Origin of the sequence: Paenibacillus sp. BSR1-1, assembly GCF_030403775.1 — a bacterium.
In the GTDB taxonomy this organism is placed as follows: Bacteria; Bacillota; Bacilli; order Bacillales; family Cytobacillaceae; genus Neobacillus.
Genome location: NZ_JAQMWQ010000001.1, coordinates 41,151 through 59,676, shown reverse-complemented (window position 1 = coordinate 59,676; position 18,526 = coordinate 41,151). Strand labels below are relative to the sequence as shown.

Genomic DNA, 18,526 nt, shown 5'->3' with positions numbered 1-18,526 from the left:
TCAGTCTACGTTATGAATGGAAATCTCCGGTTACAGGAAAAAAGGAAGGATGAAAAAGATGAAACTGACCTCACGTGAAATGGAAAAGCTTATGGTTGTGGTGGCTGCTGACCTGGCGCGCCGCCGGCAAAAAAGAGGCTTAAAACTTAACTATCCTGAATCCATCGCCATCATTACCTATGAAGTTCTCGAAGGGGCGCGGGATGGACGAACAGTGGCACAGCTTATGCAATACGGTACCACCATTCTGACAAGAGAAGATGTGATGGAAGGTGTACCTGAAATGATTCCGGACATACAGGTCGAGGCGACATTCCCGGATGGTACAAAACTGGTCACTGTACATACCCCGATTCGATAACCCGATTTTACATACCCAAACCAAAACTATATAGGAGGGAAAGCAATGATTCCTGGGGAATATCGATTAAAAAAGGAGCCAATTTTGTGTAATGAAAATAAGCAGCCGCTAGTCATTACTGTGTTAAACCGGGGCGATCGTCCGATCCAAATCGGTTCGCATTTTCATTTTTTTGAAGTCAATACAGCGTTGCAATTTGACCGAGGTCGCGCATTTGGCAGGCATTTGAATATTCCGGCGGGAACGGCCGTAAGGTTTGAGCCTGGCGATGAAAAGAAAGTAGAGCTCGTTTCTTTTTCGGGGGAACAGAGGGTGTACGGTTTAAATAAATTAACAAACGGTTCCGTCATAAAGGAGGAGAAGTAAGTGAGCTTTCACATGCCGCGAAAACAATATGCCGATATGTTCGGTCCAACGGTTGGTGATGCTGTCCGTTTAGCAGATACTGATCTGTTAATAGAAATAGAAAAAGATTACACCACCTACGGTGATGAAGTGAAGTTTGGGGGAGGCAAGGTGATTCGTGATGGAATGGGGCAGCACCCGCTTGTGACAAGGGCGGAAAGTGTGGACCTTGTGTTAACCAATGCGATGATTGTTGATTATACCGGGATTTATAAAGCAGACATTGGTGTGAAAGATGGGAAGATTGTGGAGATTGGCAAGGCTGGGAATCCGCTGCTGATGGACAAGGTGGATATCGTCATTGGTGCGTCAACCGAAGTGATTGCCGCAGAAGGAAAAATCGTAACCGCCGGAGGCATTGATGCCCATATCCACTTTATTTGTCCGCAGCAAATTGAAACGGCGCTTTCCTCTGGCGTGACCACGATGATTGGCGGGGGGACAGGGCCGGCTACAGGCACGAACGCAACCACCTGTACCCCAGGCCCGTGGAATATCCACCGGATGCTCCAGGCAGCAGAAGAATTCCCAATGAATCTCGGTTTTTTGGGAAAAGGAAATGCTTCGGATGAAGCTCCGTTAAAGGAACAAATTGAAGCGGGAGCAATCGGCTTAAAGCTTCATGAAGACTGGGGAACAACGGCTGCAGCCATTGATACGAGTCTAAAAGTGGCTGACCAATATGATGTGCAGGTCGCCATTCATACCGATACCCTTAACGAAGGTGGATTTGTTGAGGATACAATGGCTGCCATTGATGGACGCGTGATTCATACGTATCATACGGAAGGCGCCGGGGGAGGACATGCACCGGATATTATTAAGGCTGCCAGCTTCCCTAATATCTTGCCGTCATCGACCAATCCAACAAGGCCTTATACGATTAATACACTGGAAGAGCATTTAGATATGTTGATGGTTTGCCATCATCTTGATCCAGAGGTTCCGGAGGACATTGCTTTTGCTGATTCGCGGATTCGCAAAGAAACGATTGCCGCAGAAGATATCCTGCACGATATCGGTGTATTCAGTATGATTTCCTCAGATTCGCAGGCAATGGGACGGGTGGGAGAAGTGATTACCCGTACGTGGCAAACGGCGGATAAGATGAAAAAACAGCGCGGAAAACTGGCGGAAGATCAAGGCGTTGGCGATAACTTCCGGGTCAAGCGGTATATTGCCAAATATACGATCAACCCTGCTTTAACACATGGGATTGCCGATTATGTCGGTTCGATTGAAACAGGAAAGGTCGCGGATTTGGTTGTCTGGGATCCGGTGTTTTTCGGTGTGAAACCAGAGTTGATTTTAAAAGGCGGCATGATTGCACACAGTTTGATGGGAGATCCAAATGCCAGCATACCAACGCCGCAGCCGGTTATCTATCGTCCGATGTTTGCTTCATTTGGAAGTGCTAAATATCAAACGTCGATGACATTTGTCTCCCAGGCTGCTTTTAAAAAAGGGGTTCATGAAACACTTGGGCTAAAGAAAATCGTCAAACCTGTGTCAGGGATCCGCCAGTTAACGAAAAAATCGATGGTTTTTAATGGGGAAACACCTGAAATCGAGGTGGATCCGCAAACATACGAAGTGAAAGTAAATGGTGAATTAATAACCTGTGAGCCGGCGGAAGTAGTTACAATGGCACAGCGCTATTTCTTGTTTTAAGGTGTTTGAGTTGCCGAAACCCAGGAGGGTACAACACATCCTTACTTGTTTGAAGGGTTCTATTTTGTTTGGCGAAATAAATTCTTTTTTCGCGAAACATTCACCAAGTTTGGAGAAATTTATTCTGTAACGCCCTACTCTATTTCTTTTTTAAGGAGAGAAAAAAATGATTATTGAAAAAGTAATTGGAAATGTTGCGACAATAGAAAAAAAAGCACCGCATACAGAACGGGTGTACATGAACAGCGATGACTTGGTTAAACGGATTCAGCGTGTTGTCACCGACCATGGCAAGGAGATTGGGATTCGCTTAAAAGACAATCGTGACTTAATCGACGGTGATGTCTTATATATAGATGAACGAAATATGATCGTAATCTCCGTTAAAAATGATGACTTGTTGGTGATCCAGCCAACGTCGATCCAGCAGATGGGGGAAATTGCCCACCAACTGGGGAACCGTCATCTCCCGGCCCAATTTGAAGGAAATGAAATGCTTGTTCAGTATGATTATTTAGTCGAAGAGCTTCTCCAGCAATTAGAAATTCCTTTTAAGCGGGAAAATCGAAAGGTAAAGCAGGCGTTTCGCCATATTGGACACCGCCATGATTAATGAATTGTTTCCGCTGCTTCAGTTGTGTGATTCCAACTTTCCATCCGGAGCCTTTTCGCATTCGTTCGGATTGGAAACCTACATTCAGGAACAAGTCATTACGGATACGAAAAGCTTTTCTGAAGCTATCATCGTATATATCGAAAAACAGCTTGTTTTTGTCGAGGGACTAGCGTGCCGGCTTGCTTTTGAAGGGGTCGGGCAAAACAGGATGGCGGATCTATTCGAGCTAGATCAATTATTATTTGCAGCGAGCCTTGCGGAAGAAACGAGGATCGGAAATCGCCGAATTGGGGAACGAATGGCAAAACTATGTGCAGGCCTATATCCATCACCGATTCTCGATGATTATCTCGATAAAATCAAAGAAAAGCAGGCCTATGGACATTCTGCCTTGGTTTTTTCGATCGTTGCCTGCCACTTACAAGTGGGAAAAGAAACTGCCATTGGCGCGTATTTATATGGAGCTGTTTCTTCACTGATTCAAAACGCAGTCCGCAGCATTCCCCTCGGACAGACAGATGGTCAAAAGCTGTTGGTCAACATCCAGCCGCTTTTAAAGAAAGCCGTTCGGAAGATTTTGTTGTTGTCTAAGGATGATCTTGGGGCGGTCAGCCCGGGATTGGAAATTGCCCAAATGCGTCATGAACGATTACATGTACGCTTGTTTATGTCTTAAATTTTTTAGAAAAAGAGGGATGTTGAGAATGGAACCAGTACGTATAGGAATTGGAGGACCTGTTGGCGCAGGAAAAACGATGCTTGTGGAAAAATTAACGCGGGCGATGCACGAAGAACTGAGCATGGCCGTTGTCACGAATGACATCTATACAAAGGAAGATGCGTTATTTCTCATGAAAAACGGAGTGCTGCCTCAGGATCGGGTAATCGGGGTGGAAACTGGCGGTTGTCCGCATACGGCGATTCGTGAGGATGCCTCGATGAATTTTGCGGCCATCGATGAATTAAGGGAAAGGCACCCTGATGTTGAATTGATCTTCGTCGAAAGCGGCGGCGATAATTTAGCGGCAACATTCAGTCCGGAGCTTGTTGATTTCTCCATTTATATTATTGATGTGGCTCAAGGGGAAAAAATTCCGCGCAAAGGCGGACAAGGGATGATTAAGTCAGACTTATTCATCATCAACAAAATTGATTTGGCGCCTTACGTTGGGGCAAGTCTGGAAATCATGGAGCGGGATACAATCGCTGCTAGAGGGGATAAGCCTTATATTTTTACAAATTTAAAAGATGGAACAGGCCTTGATCAAGTGATCGATTGGATTAAAAAACAAGCTCTATTACTGGGATTGGAGTCATGAGCTACACCGGTGTATTGGAGCTTTCTGCAATCAGAAGGCAGTCCAAAAGTATTGTATCCAGCTGTTATTATGAGGGGGCATTGAAGTTAACCCGCCCGGTTTACCTGGAGGAGCATGTGCCAACCGTTTATCTGATTCATGTTGGGGGCGGCTATGTCGACGGCGATACCTATTTGACTGACCTTTCTGTTGAGGCGGGAGCGGAATTGGCAGTTACTACGCAATCCGCTACAAAAGTATATAAAACGCCGAAAAACCCTGTTGTTCAGCAAACAAATTTGAAAGTGGGCAAGGGAAGTGTGCTTGAATATTTTCCGGATTCATTAATCGCTTATGAGGGTGCGCGTTTTATACAAGAAACTAATGTTCGGATGGAGGAGGAAGCTGTTTTTTTTTATAGCGATATAATCACACCTGGATGGGCAGAGGATGGGAGCTTGTTTCGCTATGACTGGATCCGTTCGAAATTAAAAGTCTATAAAAATGACAAGCTCGTTTTATTTGATCATTTGCTGCTTAAGCCGGACGATCAGTTGAACGGGATTATGCAAATGGAGGGGTATACCCATGTTGGGACCCTCCTCATCTTTCATAATCAAGCAGATAAAGTTTTTTTGGATGGTTTATATGAAGTCATGGAGGATATTCAGGAAGACGTTTGTTTCGGATTGTCCACTTTGCCGAAGGGAGGAGTGATTTTGAGGCTGCTGGCTCGGTCTACAGGGATGATTGAGAAAATGATTACTCTTGCGCATGGATGGGCCAGACATCAGATGTTGGCGAAGGATGTTGTTAGATGGAGGAAATACTAAGGTTGTGGAATGCATCTTTCTTGGAAAGAAGGATGCATTGTTGTTGAGGATTGTGCAGGAGGATATTGGTGGATTAGAGGAAATTACAATTAACCCAGGATGGTTATGCTAGCTTTATTCCACAATAAAAGCCCTTCTCAATTACAGAGAACGGCTTTTTGTCTTTGTTTTTGTCAATATTGGTGTAAGAACAATGAGAGTATTCTGCGTTGGTGTTATCTTGAAAACCTTTTTCATATTTCAATTCAAGAGAAGTTTAAGCCAATGAAGACAGAAGAAGACACTATTGAATCTTAAACTGTTACTGAAATTAAAACTCCGTTCAACGAATTTGACGAGTCGACCTTCGTTGTTCCGAGATAAAGTTATGGTCTATGAACGCCTCTCCCTGTTCAAGGTCCATATTTTTGGTTTCTCCATTAATCTGTAATATTAATTTATACAAATATTTTGCGTCTCTTTTAATAGCAGATCAAATCGAGTTGTTTAATTTTTTTACATTGAAATCCTGTTGGCTGAAAATCATGAAATACACTCCATTCATATTTAAATAAAACACAAGGTAAGCAGATACAACAAACAAACTAACTTACGATTGTTTCATAATTGCGTAAAACGAATAATCGATTATTCAAGGTTTCTCCTCCCCTCACTGCTATATAAAATGAATCTTATGAGAGTTTTTAGTCATGGATCACTTGATGAGGAAAACTTTTATACTTCTAATTATGAAAATATAAAAGAAAAATTAATCCATTTTTATCTTTTTTTGTCGTTTTTTTCAATTATCTGTCCTAACTTAGATGAAACGTGACTTAATCTCAGAGCGTATAGAGCGGGTCTAGAGACTGCTTGAGCAAGAAATCCGTATCGGTTCAATTCCGTTCATTAAATCTTGAAATTCAACCATGCAGTGGAATGGCTTAACTTACAGTCTTTCGTTTAACGTGACAAAGAATTAAAACAGGATTACTCTTAATAACGTATCTATTCATTACAATTGGAATGACTAAGCGGTGGAATAAGCACCATCCTACTGCTTTTGCTAAGGAGATGATGTCACCAAGTGTGAGGTATTAGTAGATGGAGTTAATATAAAAGATCAATCATTCGCAAGGTTAAGGGGAAAATGGAATTTTTGACTCAGGATAACTTTTATATGCATCATTAATTATGTAATTAAAGGGAATCATAAATGAATAATGGCATTTTAATAGAAGCTAGGATATTTTCAAGGAAACTACATAGCTTTACAACTAGAACGAGGGTGTGAGAACGTGTCAGAGACAGATATGTCGAAATACGAGAAGAAAATAATCATTCGCAACATACAAATCGAAGACATTGATGAAATTTTAGAGTTAGGGAAAGTTTGCTTCCCTAACATGGACCCATGGAAGCGGGAGCAATTGGTTAGTCACATTCGAATTTTCCCAGAGGGTCAATTTTGCGTGGAATATGAGGACAAGATTGTAGGTTCCTGTTCAAGTTTAATCGTCAATTTTGAAGAATATGACGACCAGCACACATGGGACGTTATCACGGACAACGGGTATATCACGAATCACGACCCCATTGGAAAAAATTTGTACGGGATTGAAGTGATGGTCGATCCAGGATACCGGCGTATGAAACTAGGTGCCCGTCTTTACGAGGCGCGCAAGGAACTCGCTGTTCGATTAAATCTTCAAAGCATCATTATCGGCGGACGAATACCAAATTACCACAAATACAAGAATGAAATGTCGGCTCGTGAGTATGTTGCTGCAGTTGAGAAGCACAGTATTTATGACCCAGTTTTGTCCTTTCAGCTCCTGCAGGGGTTTACCATTAAACGTATCAACACAAGCTACCTGCCAGATGACAAAGCATCTGATTCTATGGCTACCTTGATGGAATGGAACAACATCGATTATCGTCCAAAGAATAAGCGAATTTATCGCACATCGTTCCCGGTTAGAATCTGTGCGGTTCAGTACATGATGAAAAAAATTGACTCGTTTCAGGATTTTAATCGGCAAATTGAGTACTATGTCGACGTCGCGGCTGATTTCGGATCTGATTTTGTTGTATTTCCGGAGATATTTACAACCCAATTGATGTCATTTCTCGATGAAAAACGGCCGGATCAGGCAGTTCGACGACTGGCAACCTATACAGATCAATATATTGAACTGTTTACGCAACTCGCAGTACGATATAACATCAACATTGTTGGTGGATCACATTTTGTTGAAGAAAATGGGGATGTCTACAATGTTGGTTTTCTATTCCGTCGCGACGGCACGATAGAAAAACAGTCCAAAATTCACGCCACACCAAACGAGAAAAAGTGGTGGGGTATTTCAGAAGGAAACGAAATTCATGTGTTTGACACGGATTGCGGAAAGATTGCTATCCACATTTCTTACGACATCGAGTTTCCGGAACTCGCAAGGATTGCTGTTGATAAGGGTGCGAACATTATATTTGTACCTTTTTGTACGGAGGATCGTCAGGGGTACCTCCGTGTTCGCTACTGTGCCCAGGCACGTGCGATTGAGAACCAAGTATATACCTGTATTGCTGGAACCGTGGGCAACTTAACGCATGTTGAGAATATGGATATTCAGTACGCACAATCTGGAATTTTCTCGCCTTCCGATTTTGAGTTTGCAAGGGATGGGATTGTAGGGGAATGTGATGCTAACATTGACACTGTAGTTGTTGGTGACGTAGACCTTGAGAAGCTGAGACGTTCTCGGAATTCTGGTTCGCTGCGCCAATTACGCGATCGACGACATGATTTGTATCGAATTGAATGGAATGGATTAGCATAAATCAGGATTAAGTTGTTTATAACTTAGGGTGTCAAGCACCAGACTTGGATTTGGTGATTGGCAACCTTTATTTGTTTTACTTTCGGAGGGAAAACTTTGGGTTCCGCCCATAGAAAAACTGCTCCTCCAATTTTTAGGTTGTCTATCAATTGGGGGGCAGTTTGTTTCATATAAGGTGAAGCCTATTTACAGAGCTTAAGCTGGACGGTATTCGGCTCATACTTTCAAAGTTTGATAATAAGGTAAGGCTATATACCAGACACAAAAATGAGGTTACAAACAAGTTTCCAGAACTTTTAAATATATTTGACGTAATCAAATATAAGGGGAAGTCTGTTACCATGTTGCCATTAATGGATAGGAAACAGCTGCTGGATGAAATTATTACTCAAGATACTAGTTTGGTAGCTAAAGGTAAATATATAGAAGGTCATGGTTCTGCGTACTTCCACTTGGGCCGGCAGCAAGGGCTAGAGGAAAGCGGGGCTGATGAAAATATGGCGATTGCCCAGGTGTATGATCACCAAGCCCGCCTTCGTTCTCATGAAATTTTGGCAGATATCACAAAAGGGGAATAATGGTAAATGGCTTGGAGGAAACTCCAAGCCATTTTTTGTGACTATTAAACCGATTGAGTTGTTTGATCCTGTGAAGCAGAAGGTTTTAAATCTGTTCGATCTATGAAGAAGGAAGCTAAGGTTCCTCCAACCAATCCCCAAAAAGGTGCCCCGATATGAAAGAGAGAAATTCCAGAAATCGTAATCAAAAATGAAAATAAAGCACCTGTTTTAAAACGCCCTGAAAAGCTCGTCTTCAAAGAGTCAATCAGGACATTAATCATGGCCAGCCCGCCCAGCATTTTAATTAATGAGGAGGGAATCAAATGGGGAACGGCTGCCGCCATTGGTGCAAAAATCGCTAATAAACATGACAAAATTCCTAATACGATTGCAGCGGCATAACGATTTTCTTTCAATCCAGATTCTTCACTTGCTAATAAGGCAGTCATTGGACCGGCAATACAAGCAGAATGGCCGCCCATAAATCCATTGAGAATCGATCCAATCCCGCTCCAACTCGTCATAGAATTAATGGGCGGGAGATAATTCGCACTCTCCAGAACAGCAATTCCTTGAGCATTTTGTATTGCGATGACCGTAAGCACTAACGGAATAACCAGTTCTCCCATCACAGATAGATTAAAGGAAGGAAAGACCACGTGCGGTACCGCCAAAGAAAATGATACACCATGAACTTGAATTCCTGGTAATACTTTTAATAAAACAATAGATGTGAGAATAGCCCCAACAATGGGAGGGAATTTTTTTGACAGCTTTCCGAAAAAAGAAAGAACAAGAAATACTAGAAAAGGAATTCCATTTAACAAGGGATAGTCGAGAACAGAACGAAACATATCTGTACCAAAAGGAAGAAGGACGCCGGAAACCATTCCCATCATGACTGGCATAGGAAGGACCTTCATTAATTTATCGATCATTCCAGATATTCCTAAAAGAAAAATGACGATGCCTGTCACGAGATAGGCACCAACTACCTGGCTAAATGTGTAATGAGATAAGGATGCTCCGACAAGAATTGCACCAGGAATCGAAAAAGCATATCCAATCGGCTGGCGGTAATAAAAGGAGAGACCAATCGATAGCAATCCCCCAATTCCATAAATAGCAAAGATCCAGGATGTAATCGCTGAATCAGATAGGTGGCCTTTCGAAGCTGCTTGTAAAACAATCAGTAATGGTCCAGTTGCGCCGAATAGCCAGGCCACAAAACCATTTGAAATATTTCCAATCGATAATAATCGGGGAAATTCAACAATATTCTTCTTCCACAAAGTACTCACTCCTAAAATAAGCTACAGTATAGTATAATATATTATAACTGATAAAATGTATATAAAAATATACAAAAATATACAAAAAATATGGAGGACGGAATGATGGGATTAGGAGATGAACAAACAAGAAAATTAATTCAACAAATGGGCGGGCTGCTTCGGAAAATTAGAAGCGAACAAAAATTGAGCCTCAAGGAGCTTGCCGAAAAAACAGGTGTTAGCAAGCTTACGTTAGGAAAGATTGAAAGGGGAGAAACTAATCCCACATTAGGAGTTGTATGGAAAATTACAGAAGGGTTATCGATCCCTTTAACAAGAATTTTAGTAATGGACGATCATGTCGATCTTTCGAGATGTGGAGAGGGCTTTATGATTTATGGGCCAGACCAAACATGGAGAGTAGAGACAGTTTTTCGGAGTACAGATGGACCAACAATGGAAATATATCGAGCATTTCTTGAACCGCAAGCCATGTACTCGCCGGAGCCGCATCATAAAGGAGCAATGGAATTTGTAACGGTAATGAGGGGAAATATCAGCTTTAAAGTAGAGGAGAGGGTATACCAACTCAAACAGTTTGATTCCATTAAGTTTGAAGCTGCGAGCAAACATCTTTATAAGAATATCTGTGATGAAGAGGCCGTGTTACATGTAGTGGTGAGATATCCTTCTTAACACTTCAAAGATTAAATTTTCCATAAAAAAACCCAAGTGAGTAACCTTGCCTATCCTAATATTTTAATCTTTCCCATTGGTGAAATGGTTTGTTTTACCACTTGGACAATGGATTGTTCCAAAGGAAAAGGACATTGTATTAAACGGCGGACAGATAGAGGTTGAGGATAATAATGGAAATGAAATGACCATGTTGTCTAAAGGAAGATTGTATGTTAATTCAAAATTAGTAATACCAGGACCACCAAAGAAATCAGGCTGGGTTAAGGAAAATGGTAAATGGGTTTATTACGACACTACGACCTTCCAGAAGAAGGTTGGCTGGTATAAGGTCGGTTCGACCTGGTATTTCATGAACAGCAGTGGTGCGATGGTGACTGGCTGGTTGAAGGTTGGCACGGTGTGGTACTTCTTCGCTGATAATGGAGCCATGAAGACAGCCTGGTTGAAAAGCGGAAAGAATTGGTATTACTTTAAGAGCAGCGGTGTGATGCAGGTCGGATGGTTAAAAATCGACAATGTATGGTACTACTTCAACAGTAACGGCGTCATGGCAACAGGCACTTTAACCATCGGCCGCAAATCCTACCTCTTTGATAAGAACGGGGTTTGGATTAGGTAGTCTGAGGACTGTCAAAGATTCTCGATAACTAATATTAACTAACAAATACAGAAGTACACCTTCCTTCTAACTTCAAACCTGCGTGCCAGGTCTGGTGGGTTCGATTCCCACGCAGTCCCGCCAAATGTATTATCACACCAACGTTTTTGAGTGTTTGTAAATATTCGGCACAATGAAATGATTTACCCCTAGACTGTTGAGGGTACTATCAAACAGACTGTGGAGCCTCCTTGCTATGTGGAAACCCCCAATTAGCAAAGGAGGCTTTTTTATGGCAGAACAAGGCAAAAGAAAAGGAAAAAGGACCGTTGGTACGCGGTTATTCCATGAGGAGGAAGAACCGATTACGGATCAGGCAAAAACGCTAAGGAATCTGTTTGGTTGATGGATGTGTGTAGTTACCCCAAATAGAAAAAGCCCATCTTTTATATTATCTCCTCCAAAAATAGTGTAATACCCACTTATGAAAAGTGAGCATTTTACACTGTCTACTTAGGATGGATAAATCATGAATATTAGCTTCTTTATTAATTCCTTTTTAAATCGGATAAAAGGTTACTCGTAAATTGTTCTATAATATTAGATACCTCCGCATTTTTTCTGGTTAATCTCCAGAGGTAATTGAAAAGAGTAGTGTTTTCATTAATTGAAATCGTTACGACTTTATTTCGTATATGAGAAGGCATTGAGTGAACGATATAATTTGTTGCAATGGTTATTGCATTCCCATGAACAACCATTTGTAATAAAGCATCCAGATTATTAGTTATTAAAGCAATTCTATTCGTTAGATCATCTAAAAATAGTTTTTCAGCAATTATTTTTGCATAAGGATCATTGTATAAAACAATCGTTTCATTTTTTATGTCATCACTCGAAATACTATTGTTAAACTGTAATGCAGAGCTTTTAGGTACTACCAGAACTGCTTCATCTCGCATTACTGGTTCCCAGTTTAAAGTCTCATCATGATTATTCGTACCAAATGATACAAATCCCATATCGGCATGTCCGTTCTTAACATGATCTAGAACCACAGCCGTATCTCCTTCCACCATTTGAACATTTATATAGGGATACATCTTTCGGAATTCCAAAGTAGTGTTGATTACTTGTTGAACCATACCTGGGATTGTGGCAATGATTATATTGCCATGTTTTATATTTTTCGATAAAGAAATATCATATTTCATTTTATCGACAGTTTTTAGAATGGCAACAGCATGTTGAATGACTCTTTTTCCTTCAGTTGTTGGAACGACACCTTTCCTTGAACGAGAAAAGAGTGATACCTCCAATTCGGTCTCTAACTGACTAATCGAAATACTTATGGCAGGAACTGTCATGCCGTTCTTTTTTGCAGCATCTGTAAAAGAGCCTAGCTCACCTACATCAATGAGGTATTGAAGTTGTATTATATTCATTTTCCTTCACCTTAAATAATATTTAATCTGATTATTTTTTGTTAAATTTATTTTAACAAAATTTTATATTAGTATACATACGTACCTCGATTAAAACTGATAATAAAGATTTTAATGAAAATAATATTAAGCGATTAAGTATTTAACTATTTAAGCAGATACTTAGTCGCTTTTTACGTTCTTGAAAGAAAAAAGCCATGAATTCAAAGGACAAATGCAAGTTTATCATTAGTTAAATAAAATTTAATAATAATTAAATTTTATTAAATTTATTTTATATAATATCTTTGTTACTATATATATAACCTCATTTTAAATTCCAAATATATGCTTTAATTACTAATGGGGCTGCTTTAATAGTAAAAAGAATTATGGAATGTCAATGAGAATTAAACTTGCAAAGGAGAGGGAATTATGAAATCTACAGTAGCTGTTATCACCGGTGGAGCAAGTAGTATAGGATGACAAACAGCTTTTATGTTTGCAAAAAAGGAGGTAACTACTATATTTTGCTCTTCAGGAGATTTCGTTTTTTAGGGTTTTATTCAAGATATGGCCGCCAGCAACTCGCTTAAGGTTAGTTTGATTGAGTCTTTGTATCTAGTTTTTTTTATGGAAAGAAATAGAAAGGTATGATTAGGGTGGGCTCAAAGGTAGGAAAGCTATGTTTGACCACTATAAAGAGGTGTTCAACGTGTTGATCGATCGAAGGCAAAATATTATTGATGCTGCGACACATTCTTTTTCAATCTTTGGTTACAAGGCAACAACAATGGATCAGGTAGCAAAACTGGCCAATGTAGGTAAAGGTACTATTTATAATTTTTTTGAAAGTAAAGAAGAATTGCTTGATGAGATTATAAAATCCTTGATCATCGAAATAAAGGAGGAGGCGGAAAAAGCATTTAATCCGGAATTATCTTTCATCAATAATCTTCATAATTCCCTTTATCGTATTCTTGAATTTCGACTAAAGCACCAATTGACAATTAAACTAATTCAAGAAGAAAAAGAAATGGGAACGAAAGCTGTTCTAGAAAGTATGGAGAAACTTGAACAGGAAGTTGTTCAATATATTACTCAAAAGATAAGAATGGCGATTAATGATGGAAAAGTCAATGAATGTGATCCAGAGTTAACGGCGTTTATCATACTAAAATTGTACATTTCACTTATTTTTGATTGGGAAAAACACCATAATCCATTGCAAAAAGAAGAAATTTTAAGAGTTTTTGAGATGAATATTTTCCATGGATTATCTAATTAAGATATTCCTATTTTTAAGCATTAGAATGACCAAATGCCGTTTATGGTCATTTGTTCAAGGAGGCGTATTTTGTGAAAAACTTTCTACTAAAAGCAGAATTAAGGGAGATATTTACAAATAAAAAAATATTAATCCCGATTATTGCTGTGTTGTTTGTACCTGTTATGTATGCCGGAGTGTTCTTATGGGCATTCTGGAATCCTTATGGTAAGTTGGATAAATTGCCGGTCGCTGTCGTCAACTCCGATGCAGGGGCAAATTTTGACGGGGATCATTTGAAGATTGGTAATGATCTAGTGAAAGAACTTAAAGATGGTAAGAATTTTAAATTTCATTTTGTTGGAAAAAAAGAAGGTTATCAGGGGCTTAAAGATGAAAAATATTATATGCTGATTGAGATTCCAAAGGATTTTTCAAAAAATGCAACAACGCTTCTTGATCACAACCCGAAAAAATTGAAGTTGATTTATGTACCGAACGAGGGTTACAACTTCCTGTCTTCGCAAATTGGTAAAGCAGCTACGGGAGAAATTAAAACGGCGGTTTCCCAAAAAGTAACAGAGACATATGCTGAAACGATGTTCTCAAAAGTGAAGTTGCTTGCTAACGGAATTGAAAAAGCAAGTGATGGTGCTGGGAAGCTGAAGGATGGTACTGTTAAGCTAAACAATGGAGCAAAGGATTTAAAAAACGGACTGACCACACTTGCTGAAAAATCAATTGTGTTTGACAATGGCATGCAGAAGGCCGATTCCGGTGCGAAAAAACTCGCTGCAGGCTCTGATCAATTAAACAATGGGTTGGCAACTCTTGCTCAAAAATCAATTATATTTAATACTGGCATGCAAACAGCTAATTCCGGAGCCAGTCAGGTTGCCAGCGGTTCGAAAAATTTAACCAACGGCCTTGGACAGTTACAGACCGGTCATAGTCAGTTAGAGGCAGCATCGGGCCAATTAGCTGAGGGAAGTAAACAATTAGCGGATAATTTGAAAAAGTCTGATGAGGGAATTCAAACGATGAACAGCCAAATGCCTAAGTTGGTGAAAGGGACGGCTGACCTGCAAACAGGTGCTGAAAATCTGTCAAAGGGCTTAAATCAATGGCAGCAAGGATCAGATGCAGCATTGACGGGTGCAGAACAAGTTAATCAAGGAATTGTGGCTTTGAAACAACAATTGGAAAAGTTGATGCAGGCGCCTGCTTTCGCAGCATTCCCAGCAGACCAAAAAGCTGCTTTGGCTAAAGGATTACAGGATTTGGAAACAGGAAGTGCTAATTTAGCAGCTGGTACAAAAAGTTTAAATGAATCTGCCGGACAGCTTTCAAGCGGTGCTTCGACCATTGCCGAAAAGTTAGGCGAAGTTAATCAAGGTCAAGTTGCATTGAAGGAAGGAATTGCCAATCTTGCAAACGGTAGTCCTCAGCTTGTAGCTGGTGCTGATAAACTTGCTGCTGGAGAAGGAGACTATACTGCAGGAATGCAGTTATTTGGGCAGAAGCTTGCAGAAGCAAAAACCGGAGGAGATCAATTAACGGCTGGAAGCAGCAATTTAGCAAGTGGTATGACCCAGTTAGCCTACGGTTCTAGTGCAATTGTTTCTGGAGCTGGGCAATTGTCCAATGGGTCTCAGAATCTAGAAAAGGGCGCTTCAGGCTTATCAAACGGAACGAAACAGTTAGCATCAGGAGCTCAAGCCATGACATCAGGAGCAGGACAGTTAGCTGATGGTTCGAAACAATTAGCAAATGGAACGAATGATCTGTCAAACGGTTCAAAGCAACTAGCCGGAAAATTGGCAGATGGCTCAAAAGATGCATCAAGGGTGCATGCAGATAAGAAAACCTATAATATGATGGCCGATCCTGTCAAGCTATCTAATGAAAAAATTAACAAAGTTCCAAACTATGGAACAGGATTTGCGCCATATTTCATTTCATTAGGATTGTTTGTCGGTGCATTATTAATCTCGATTGTCTTTCCATTGCGTCAACCAGCCGTTTCACCTGCAAGTGGATTTAGCTGGTTTGCTGGGAAACTAATCATCATATCGATGATTGGAATCATCCAATCTTTGGTTGTGGATTTTATTGTGCTTACTGGATTAGGATTGGACGTTCAAAGTACGCCAAGATTTATCTTGTTTACAATCCTTACAAGTTTGACTTTTATTACACTCATTCAGTTTCTGGTTACTGCATTAGGGGATCCGGGGCGTTTTGTGGCAATCATACTGTTGATTTTGCAATTAACAACAAGTGCCGGGACATTCCCGCTTGAATTAACTCCAACATTCCTGCAGCATTTCAATGCATTTTTGCCAATGACCTATTCGGTTCGAGGATTTAAAGATGTTATTTCAAATGTGGATATTGGAATGATGTGGAAAAACGCAGAAGTCCTTATTCTCTTTATAGCGATGTTCATGCTATGTTCTCTTACGTACTTTACTATGCGGTTTCGCTATGACTATAAAAGAGTGGAAAGTCAAGGTGTATGATTAGGGAAGACTGGAAAGATAACTTTATTTAAAGCAAAAAAGATGTGGGTACCTAAAGCTTAAGCTTAGGGCCCTTTTTTGTGTAAAACAGGAAAATGCTCTTCCGAGGTAAACGCCACTGGTAATATCCTCTTTTTCCGTTTGGGGAGAACAATGTGATGTTGCTTCTTGGGATAGTTATCCGTCAAATAAAGATCATCCAAGTGTAATTGCTTTTAGACATGATGTGATAAGAGGATTAAAAAAAGGAAAACCCTTTTTATTAATGGAGCAAACACCTAGTCAGCAAAATTGGCAAGCCTATAATGCTCAAAAAAGACCAGGGGTAATGAGGCTGTTAAGCTATCAATGTATAGCCCACGGTGCAGATGGAATAATGTTTTTTCAATGGAGACAATCTCTAGGAGCCAGTGAAAAATTTCATGCTGCTATGGTGCCTCATGTTGGACATGAAAATACGCGGATGGGAAAAGAACTAAGCCAATTAGGCAAGGAGTTACAATACCTTCAGGATAAAATAATTGATTCTAGAACTGAATCAAAGGTAGCAATAATTATGGATTGGGCTAATTGGTGGGGAGTAGAATATTCAAGTGGACCTAGTGTAGATTTAACATATATTGATAGAATAATGAAATACTACAAAGCCTTATATGATTTAAATATACCGTCAGACATAGTTGAACCTACCTCAGATTTATCAAAATATGAAATAGTAATAGCTCCTCTTTTATATATGGTTAGTGATGCCTCTATAGAAAATATTAATAATTTTGTAAGTAGGGGCGGTACATTCATAACAACATTCTTTAGTGGCATTGTTGATGAAAATGATATTGTAAGACTTGGTGGATATCCAGGTGCCTTTAAGGAACTGCTTGGTATATGGGTAGAAGAGGTTGATGCACTATATCCTGATATGAAGAATGGAATAAGGGCAGAAAAGCAGCTGGAGGAAAATGAGAAAACCTTTGAATGTCAATTAATATGCGAAGTAGTTCACAATGAAAATGCAATTGTACTAGGAACCTTCACAGAAGATTACTATAAAGGCTTTCCTGCAATAACAGAGAATTCTTATGGAAGTGGAAAGGCCATATATGTGGCATCGGAACCAGAGGACAATTTAATAAAAGTATTAATTGAAAAATATTGCGAAGAAAAGAATATTAAACCTATATTTAAAACAGATGCAGAGGTAGAGATAACTAGAAGAGTAAAGGAAAATAATGAATATATATTTATATTAAACCACAGCAATATTTTACAAAAGGTATCACTTGGAAAAAACTCATACACTGATTTATTTAATGGAGAGATTTTAGAAAATGAAATAGAAATTGAACCAAAAGATGTATTAATTTTAAAAAACTCGGGTTAGCTACCCGAGTTTTTACTAGACGACCTTGTAAAAGGGGATGATGCCATTTTTGCAGTAACAGGAGTTACTGATGACGAACTTTTAAGAGGTGTACAATATAAAGGGAATTTAGGTACAACACATTCTGTTGTCATGCGTGCTAAATCAGGGACAGTTCGCTTTATCGAGGGGAAACACAGTTTTTCAAAAAAAACAGATTTAGTAATATAATAATTACGGGACAATAGGTTGCTGTATTATGCAGTAATTAAATGGAGTGAAAAAAGATGCATAAACTTAGTACTGAAAAATTAGTAGAAGCATGCAAAAATGCTATTGAGCTCAATCTAAGTAATGATTTTATTAATTTATTATTTAATGAACTCAATAAACGATTTAGTGATAATTCAGACATATATTATAATCAGTAATTTAATCTGAAAAGTTTTTTCTTTAAGTTTCTTCTAGAAATATTGTAACTAGTTGTTGGTTACTTTTTTAACGTATTTGAAAAGATAAAAAGGCCACATCTACATTTGATGTGGCCAGGAGTTAATGGTGCCATGCTTGGTGCCCAAATTTTTAAAATTACAGATCATAGGAAACACTAGGATGCAAGAAACCTTGATTTATCAGTACTTGAGGGTACATCAAGATACTAGAAAAACAGGTGCCAGCAAACTTCAAAACTGCTTGAGACCTGCGTGCCAGGTCTTGGTGGGTTCGATTCCCACGCAGTCCCGCCAAATTAAGATTTTCAATCATTTACATAATTTCTCACCTCCACAGTCTTTTGTTCATATTGAGCGACACTGTGTG

Annotated in this window: 17 protein-coding genes and 1 pseudogene; 16 read left to right on the top strand and 2 right to left on the bottom strand. The window is 39.6% G+C overall.

Annotation, left to right across the window (positions count from 1 at the left end):
• Positions 1 to 58: 58 nt before the first annotated feature.
• From PH210_RS00250 to PH210_RS29880, 9 genes are all read left to right on the top strand, one after another.
• Positions 59 to 361: an urease subunit gamma gene (locus PH210_RS00250; protein ID WP_289982940.1), complete on the top strand. Its 303-nt coding sequence runs from the start codon at positions 59 to 61 to the stop codon at positions 359 to 361.
• Between the two features lie 45 nt (positions 362 to 406).
• A complete protein-coding gene (locus PH210_RS00245; protein WP_289982166.1) occupies positions 407 to 727 on the top strand; it encodes an urease subunit beta in 321 nt (106 codons plus the stop codon).
• Positions 728 to 2,437: an urease subunit alpha gene (ureC, locus tag PH210_RS00240; protein ID WP_289982165.1), complete on the top strand. Its 1,710-nt coding sequence runs from the start codon at positions 728 to 730 to the stop codon at positions 2,435 to 2,437.
• Positions 2,438 to 2,603: 166 nt separating this feature from the next.
• Entirely contained in the window at positions 2,604 to 3,050 is a 447-nt protein-coding gene (gene ureE, locus PH210_RS00235; protein WP_289982164.1) for an urease accessory protein UreE, read from the top strand.
• A complete protein-coding gene (locus tag PH210_RS00230) occupies positions 3,043 to 3,729 on the top strand; it encodes an urease accessory protein UreF (protein WP_289982938.1) in 687 nt (228 codons plus the stop codon). The genes ureE and PH210_RS00230 overlap by 8 nt, the downstream gene beginning before the upstream one ends.
• A gap of 28 nt (positions 3,730 to 3,757) precedes the next feature.
• Positions 3,758 to 4,372 carry an urease accessory protein UreG gene (gene ureG, locus PH210_RS00225; protein ID WP_289982163.1) on the top strand — a complete coding sequence of 205 codons (615 nt, stop codon included), beginning with the start codon at positions 3,758 to 3,760 and terminating at the stop codon, positions 4,370 to 4,372.
• The gene (locus tag PH210_RS00220) at positions 4,369 to 5,184 is read left to right on the top strand and encodes an urease accessory protein UreD (RefSeq protein WP_289982162.1); all 816 of its coding nucleotides are present in this window, start codon (positions 4,369 to 4,371) and stop codon (positions 5,182 to 5,184) included. Before ureG ends, PH210_RS00220 begins: the two co-directional genes overlap by 4 nt.
• 1,277 nt (positions 5,185 to 6,461) lie before the next feature.
• The gene (locus tag PH210_RS00215) at positions 6,462 to 8,003 is read left to right on the top strand and encodes a bifunctional GNAT family N-acetyltransferase/carbon-nitrogen hydrolase family protein (RefSeq protein WP_289982161.1); all 1,542 of its coding nucleotides are present in this window, start codon (positions 6,462 to 6,464) and stop codon (positions 8,001 to 8,003) included.
• A gap of 341 nt (positions 8,004 to 8,344) precedes the next feature.
• Positions 8,345 to 8,581 (top strand): DNA ligase-like domain-containing protein, encoded by a 237-nt coding sequence (locus PH210_RS29880; RefSeq protein ID WP_289982160.1) that lies wholly within the window; start codon positions 8,345 to 8,347, stop codon positions 8,579 to 8,581.
• Between the two features lie 44 nt (positions 8,582 to 8,625).
• Here the strand turns inward: PH210_RS29880 and PH210_RS00205 are convergent, their stop codons facing one another.
• On the bottom strand, positions 8,626 to 9,855 hold the full coding sequence (locus PH210_RS00205) for a benzoate/H(+) symporter BenE family transporter (protein WP_289982159.1): 1,230 nt from the start codon (positions 9,853 to 9,855) through the stop codon (positions 8,626 to 8,628).
• 102 nt (positions 9,856 to 9,957) lie between these two features.
• Here PH210_RS00205 and PH210_RS00200 point away from each other — a divergent pair, with 102 nt between their 5' ends.
• Together PH210_RS00200 and PH210_RS00195 are read left to right on the top strand one after the other, a co-directional pair.
• Positions 9,958 to 10,533 carry a helix-turn-helix domain-containing protein gene (locus PH210_RS00200; protein WP_289982158.1) on the top strand — a complete coding sequence of 192 codons (576 nt, stop codon included), beginning with the start codon at positions 9,958 to 9,960 and terminating at the stop codon, positions 10,531 to 10,533.
• A 79-nt stretch (positions 10,534 to 10,612) separates the two neighbouring features.
• Complete coding sequence (locus PH210_RS00195; protein ID WP_289982157.1) at positions 10,613 to 11,155, top strand: hypothetical protein; 543 nt, start codon at positions 10,613 to 10,615, stop codon at positions 11,153 to 11,155.
• Positions 11,156 to 11,682: 527 nt separating this feature from the next.
• Here PH210_RS00195 and PH210_RS00190 read toward each other — a convergent pair.
• On the bottom strand, positions 11,683 to 12,579 hold the full coding sequence (locus tag PH210_RS00190; protein ID WP_289982156.1) for a LysR family transcriptional regulator: 897 nt from the start codon (positions 12,577 to 12,579) through the stop codon (positions 11,683 to 11,685).
• A 694-nt stretch (positions 12,580 to 13,273) separates the two neighbouring features.
• On the opposite strand from PH210_RS00190, the gene PH210_RS00185 reads away from it, so the two are divergent.
• From PH210_RS00185 to PH210_RS00165, 5 genes and pseudogenes are all read left to right on the top strand, one after another.
• Positions 13,274 to 13,846, top strand: a complete 573-nt coding sequence (locus PH210_RS00185) for a TetR/AcrR family transcriptional regulator (RefSeq protein WP_289982155.1) — start codon at positions 13,274 to 13,276, stop codon at positions 13,844 to 13,846.
• A 71-nt stretch (positions 13,847 to 13,917) separates the two neighbouring features.
• Positions 13,918 to 16,347, top strand: coding sequence for a YhgE/Pip domain-containing protein (locus tag PH210_RS00180; RefSeq protein WP_289982154.1), 2,430 nt, complete (start codon positions 13,918 to 13,920; stop codon positions 16,345 to 16,347).
• 118 nt (positions 16,348 to 16,465) lie between these two features.
• On the top strand, positions 16,466 to 17,728 hold the full coding sequence (locus PH210_RS00175) for a beta-galactosidase (protein ID WP_354669948.1): 1,263 nt from the start codon (positions 16,466 to 16,468) through the stop codon (positions 17,726 to 17,728).
• Positions 17,729 to 17,743: 15 nt separating this feature from the next.
• Positions 17,744 to 17,938, top strand: a pseudogene (locus tag PH210_RS00170) (fructose-bisphosphatase class II); the annotation flags it as partial.
• Between the two features lie 56 nt (positions 17,939 to 17,994).
• Entirely contained in the window at positions 17,995 to 18,138 is a 144-nt protein-coding gene (locus tag PH210_RS00165; RefSeq protein ID WP_289982153.1) for a sporulation histidine kinase inhibitor Sda, read from the top strand.
• The last annotated feature ends 388 nt before the right edge of the window (positions 18,139 to 18,526 follow it).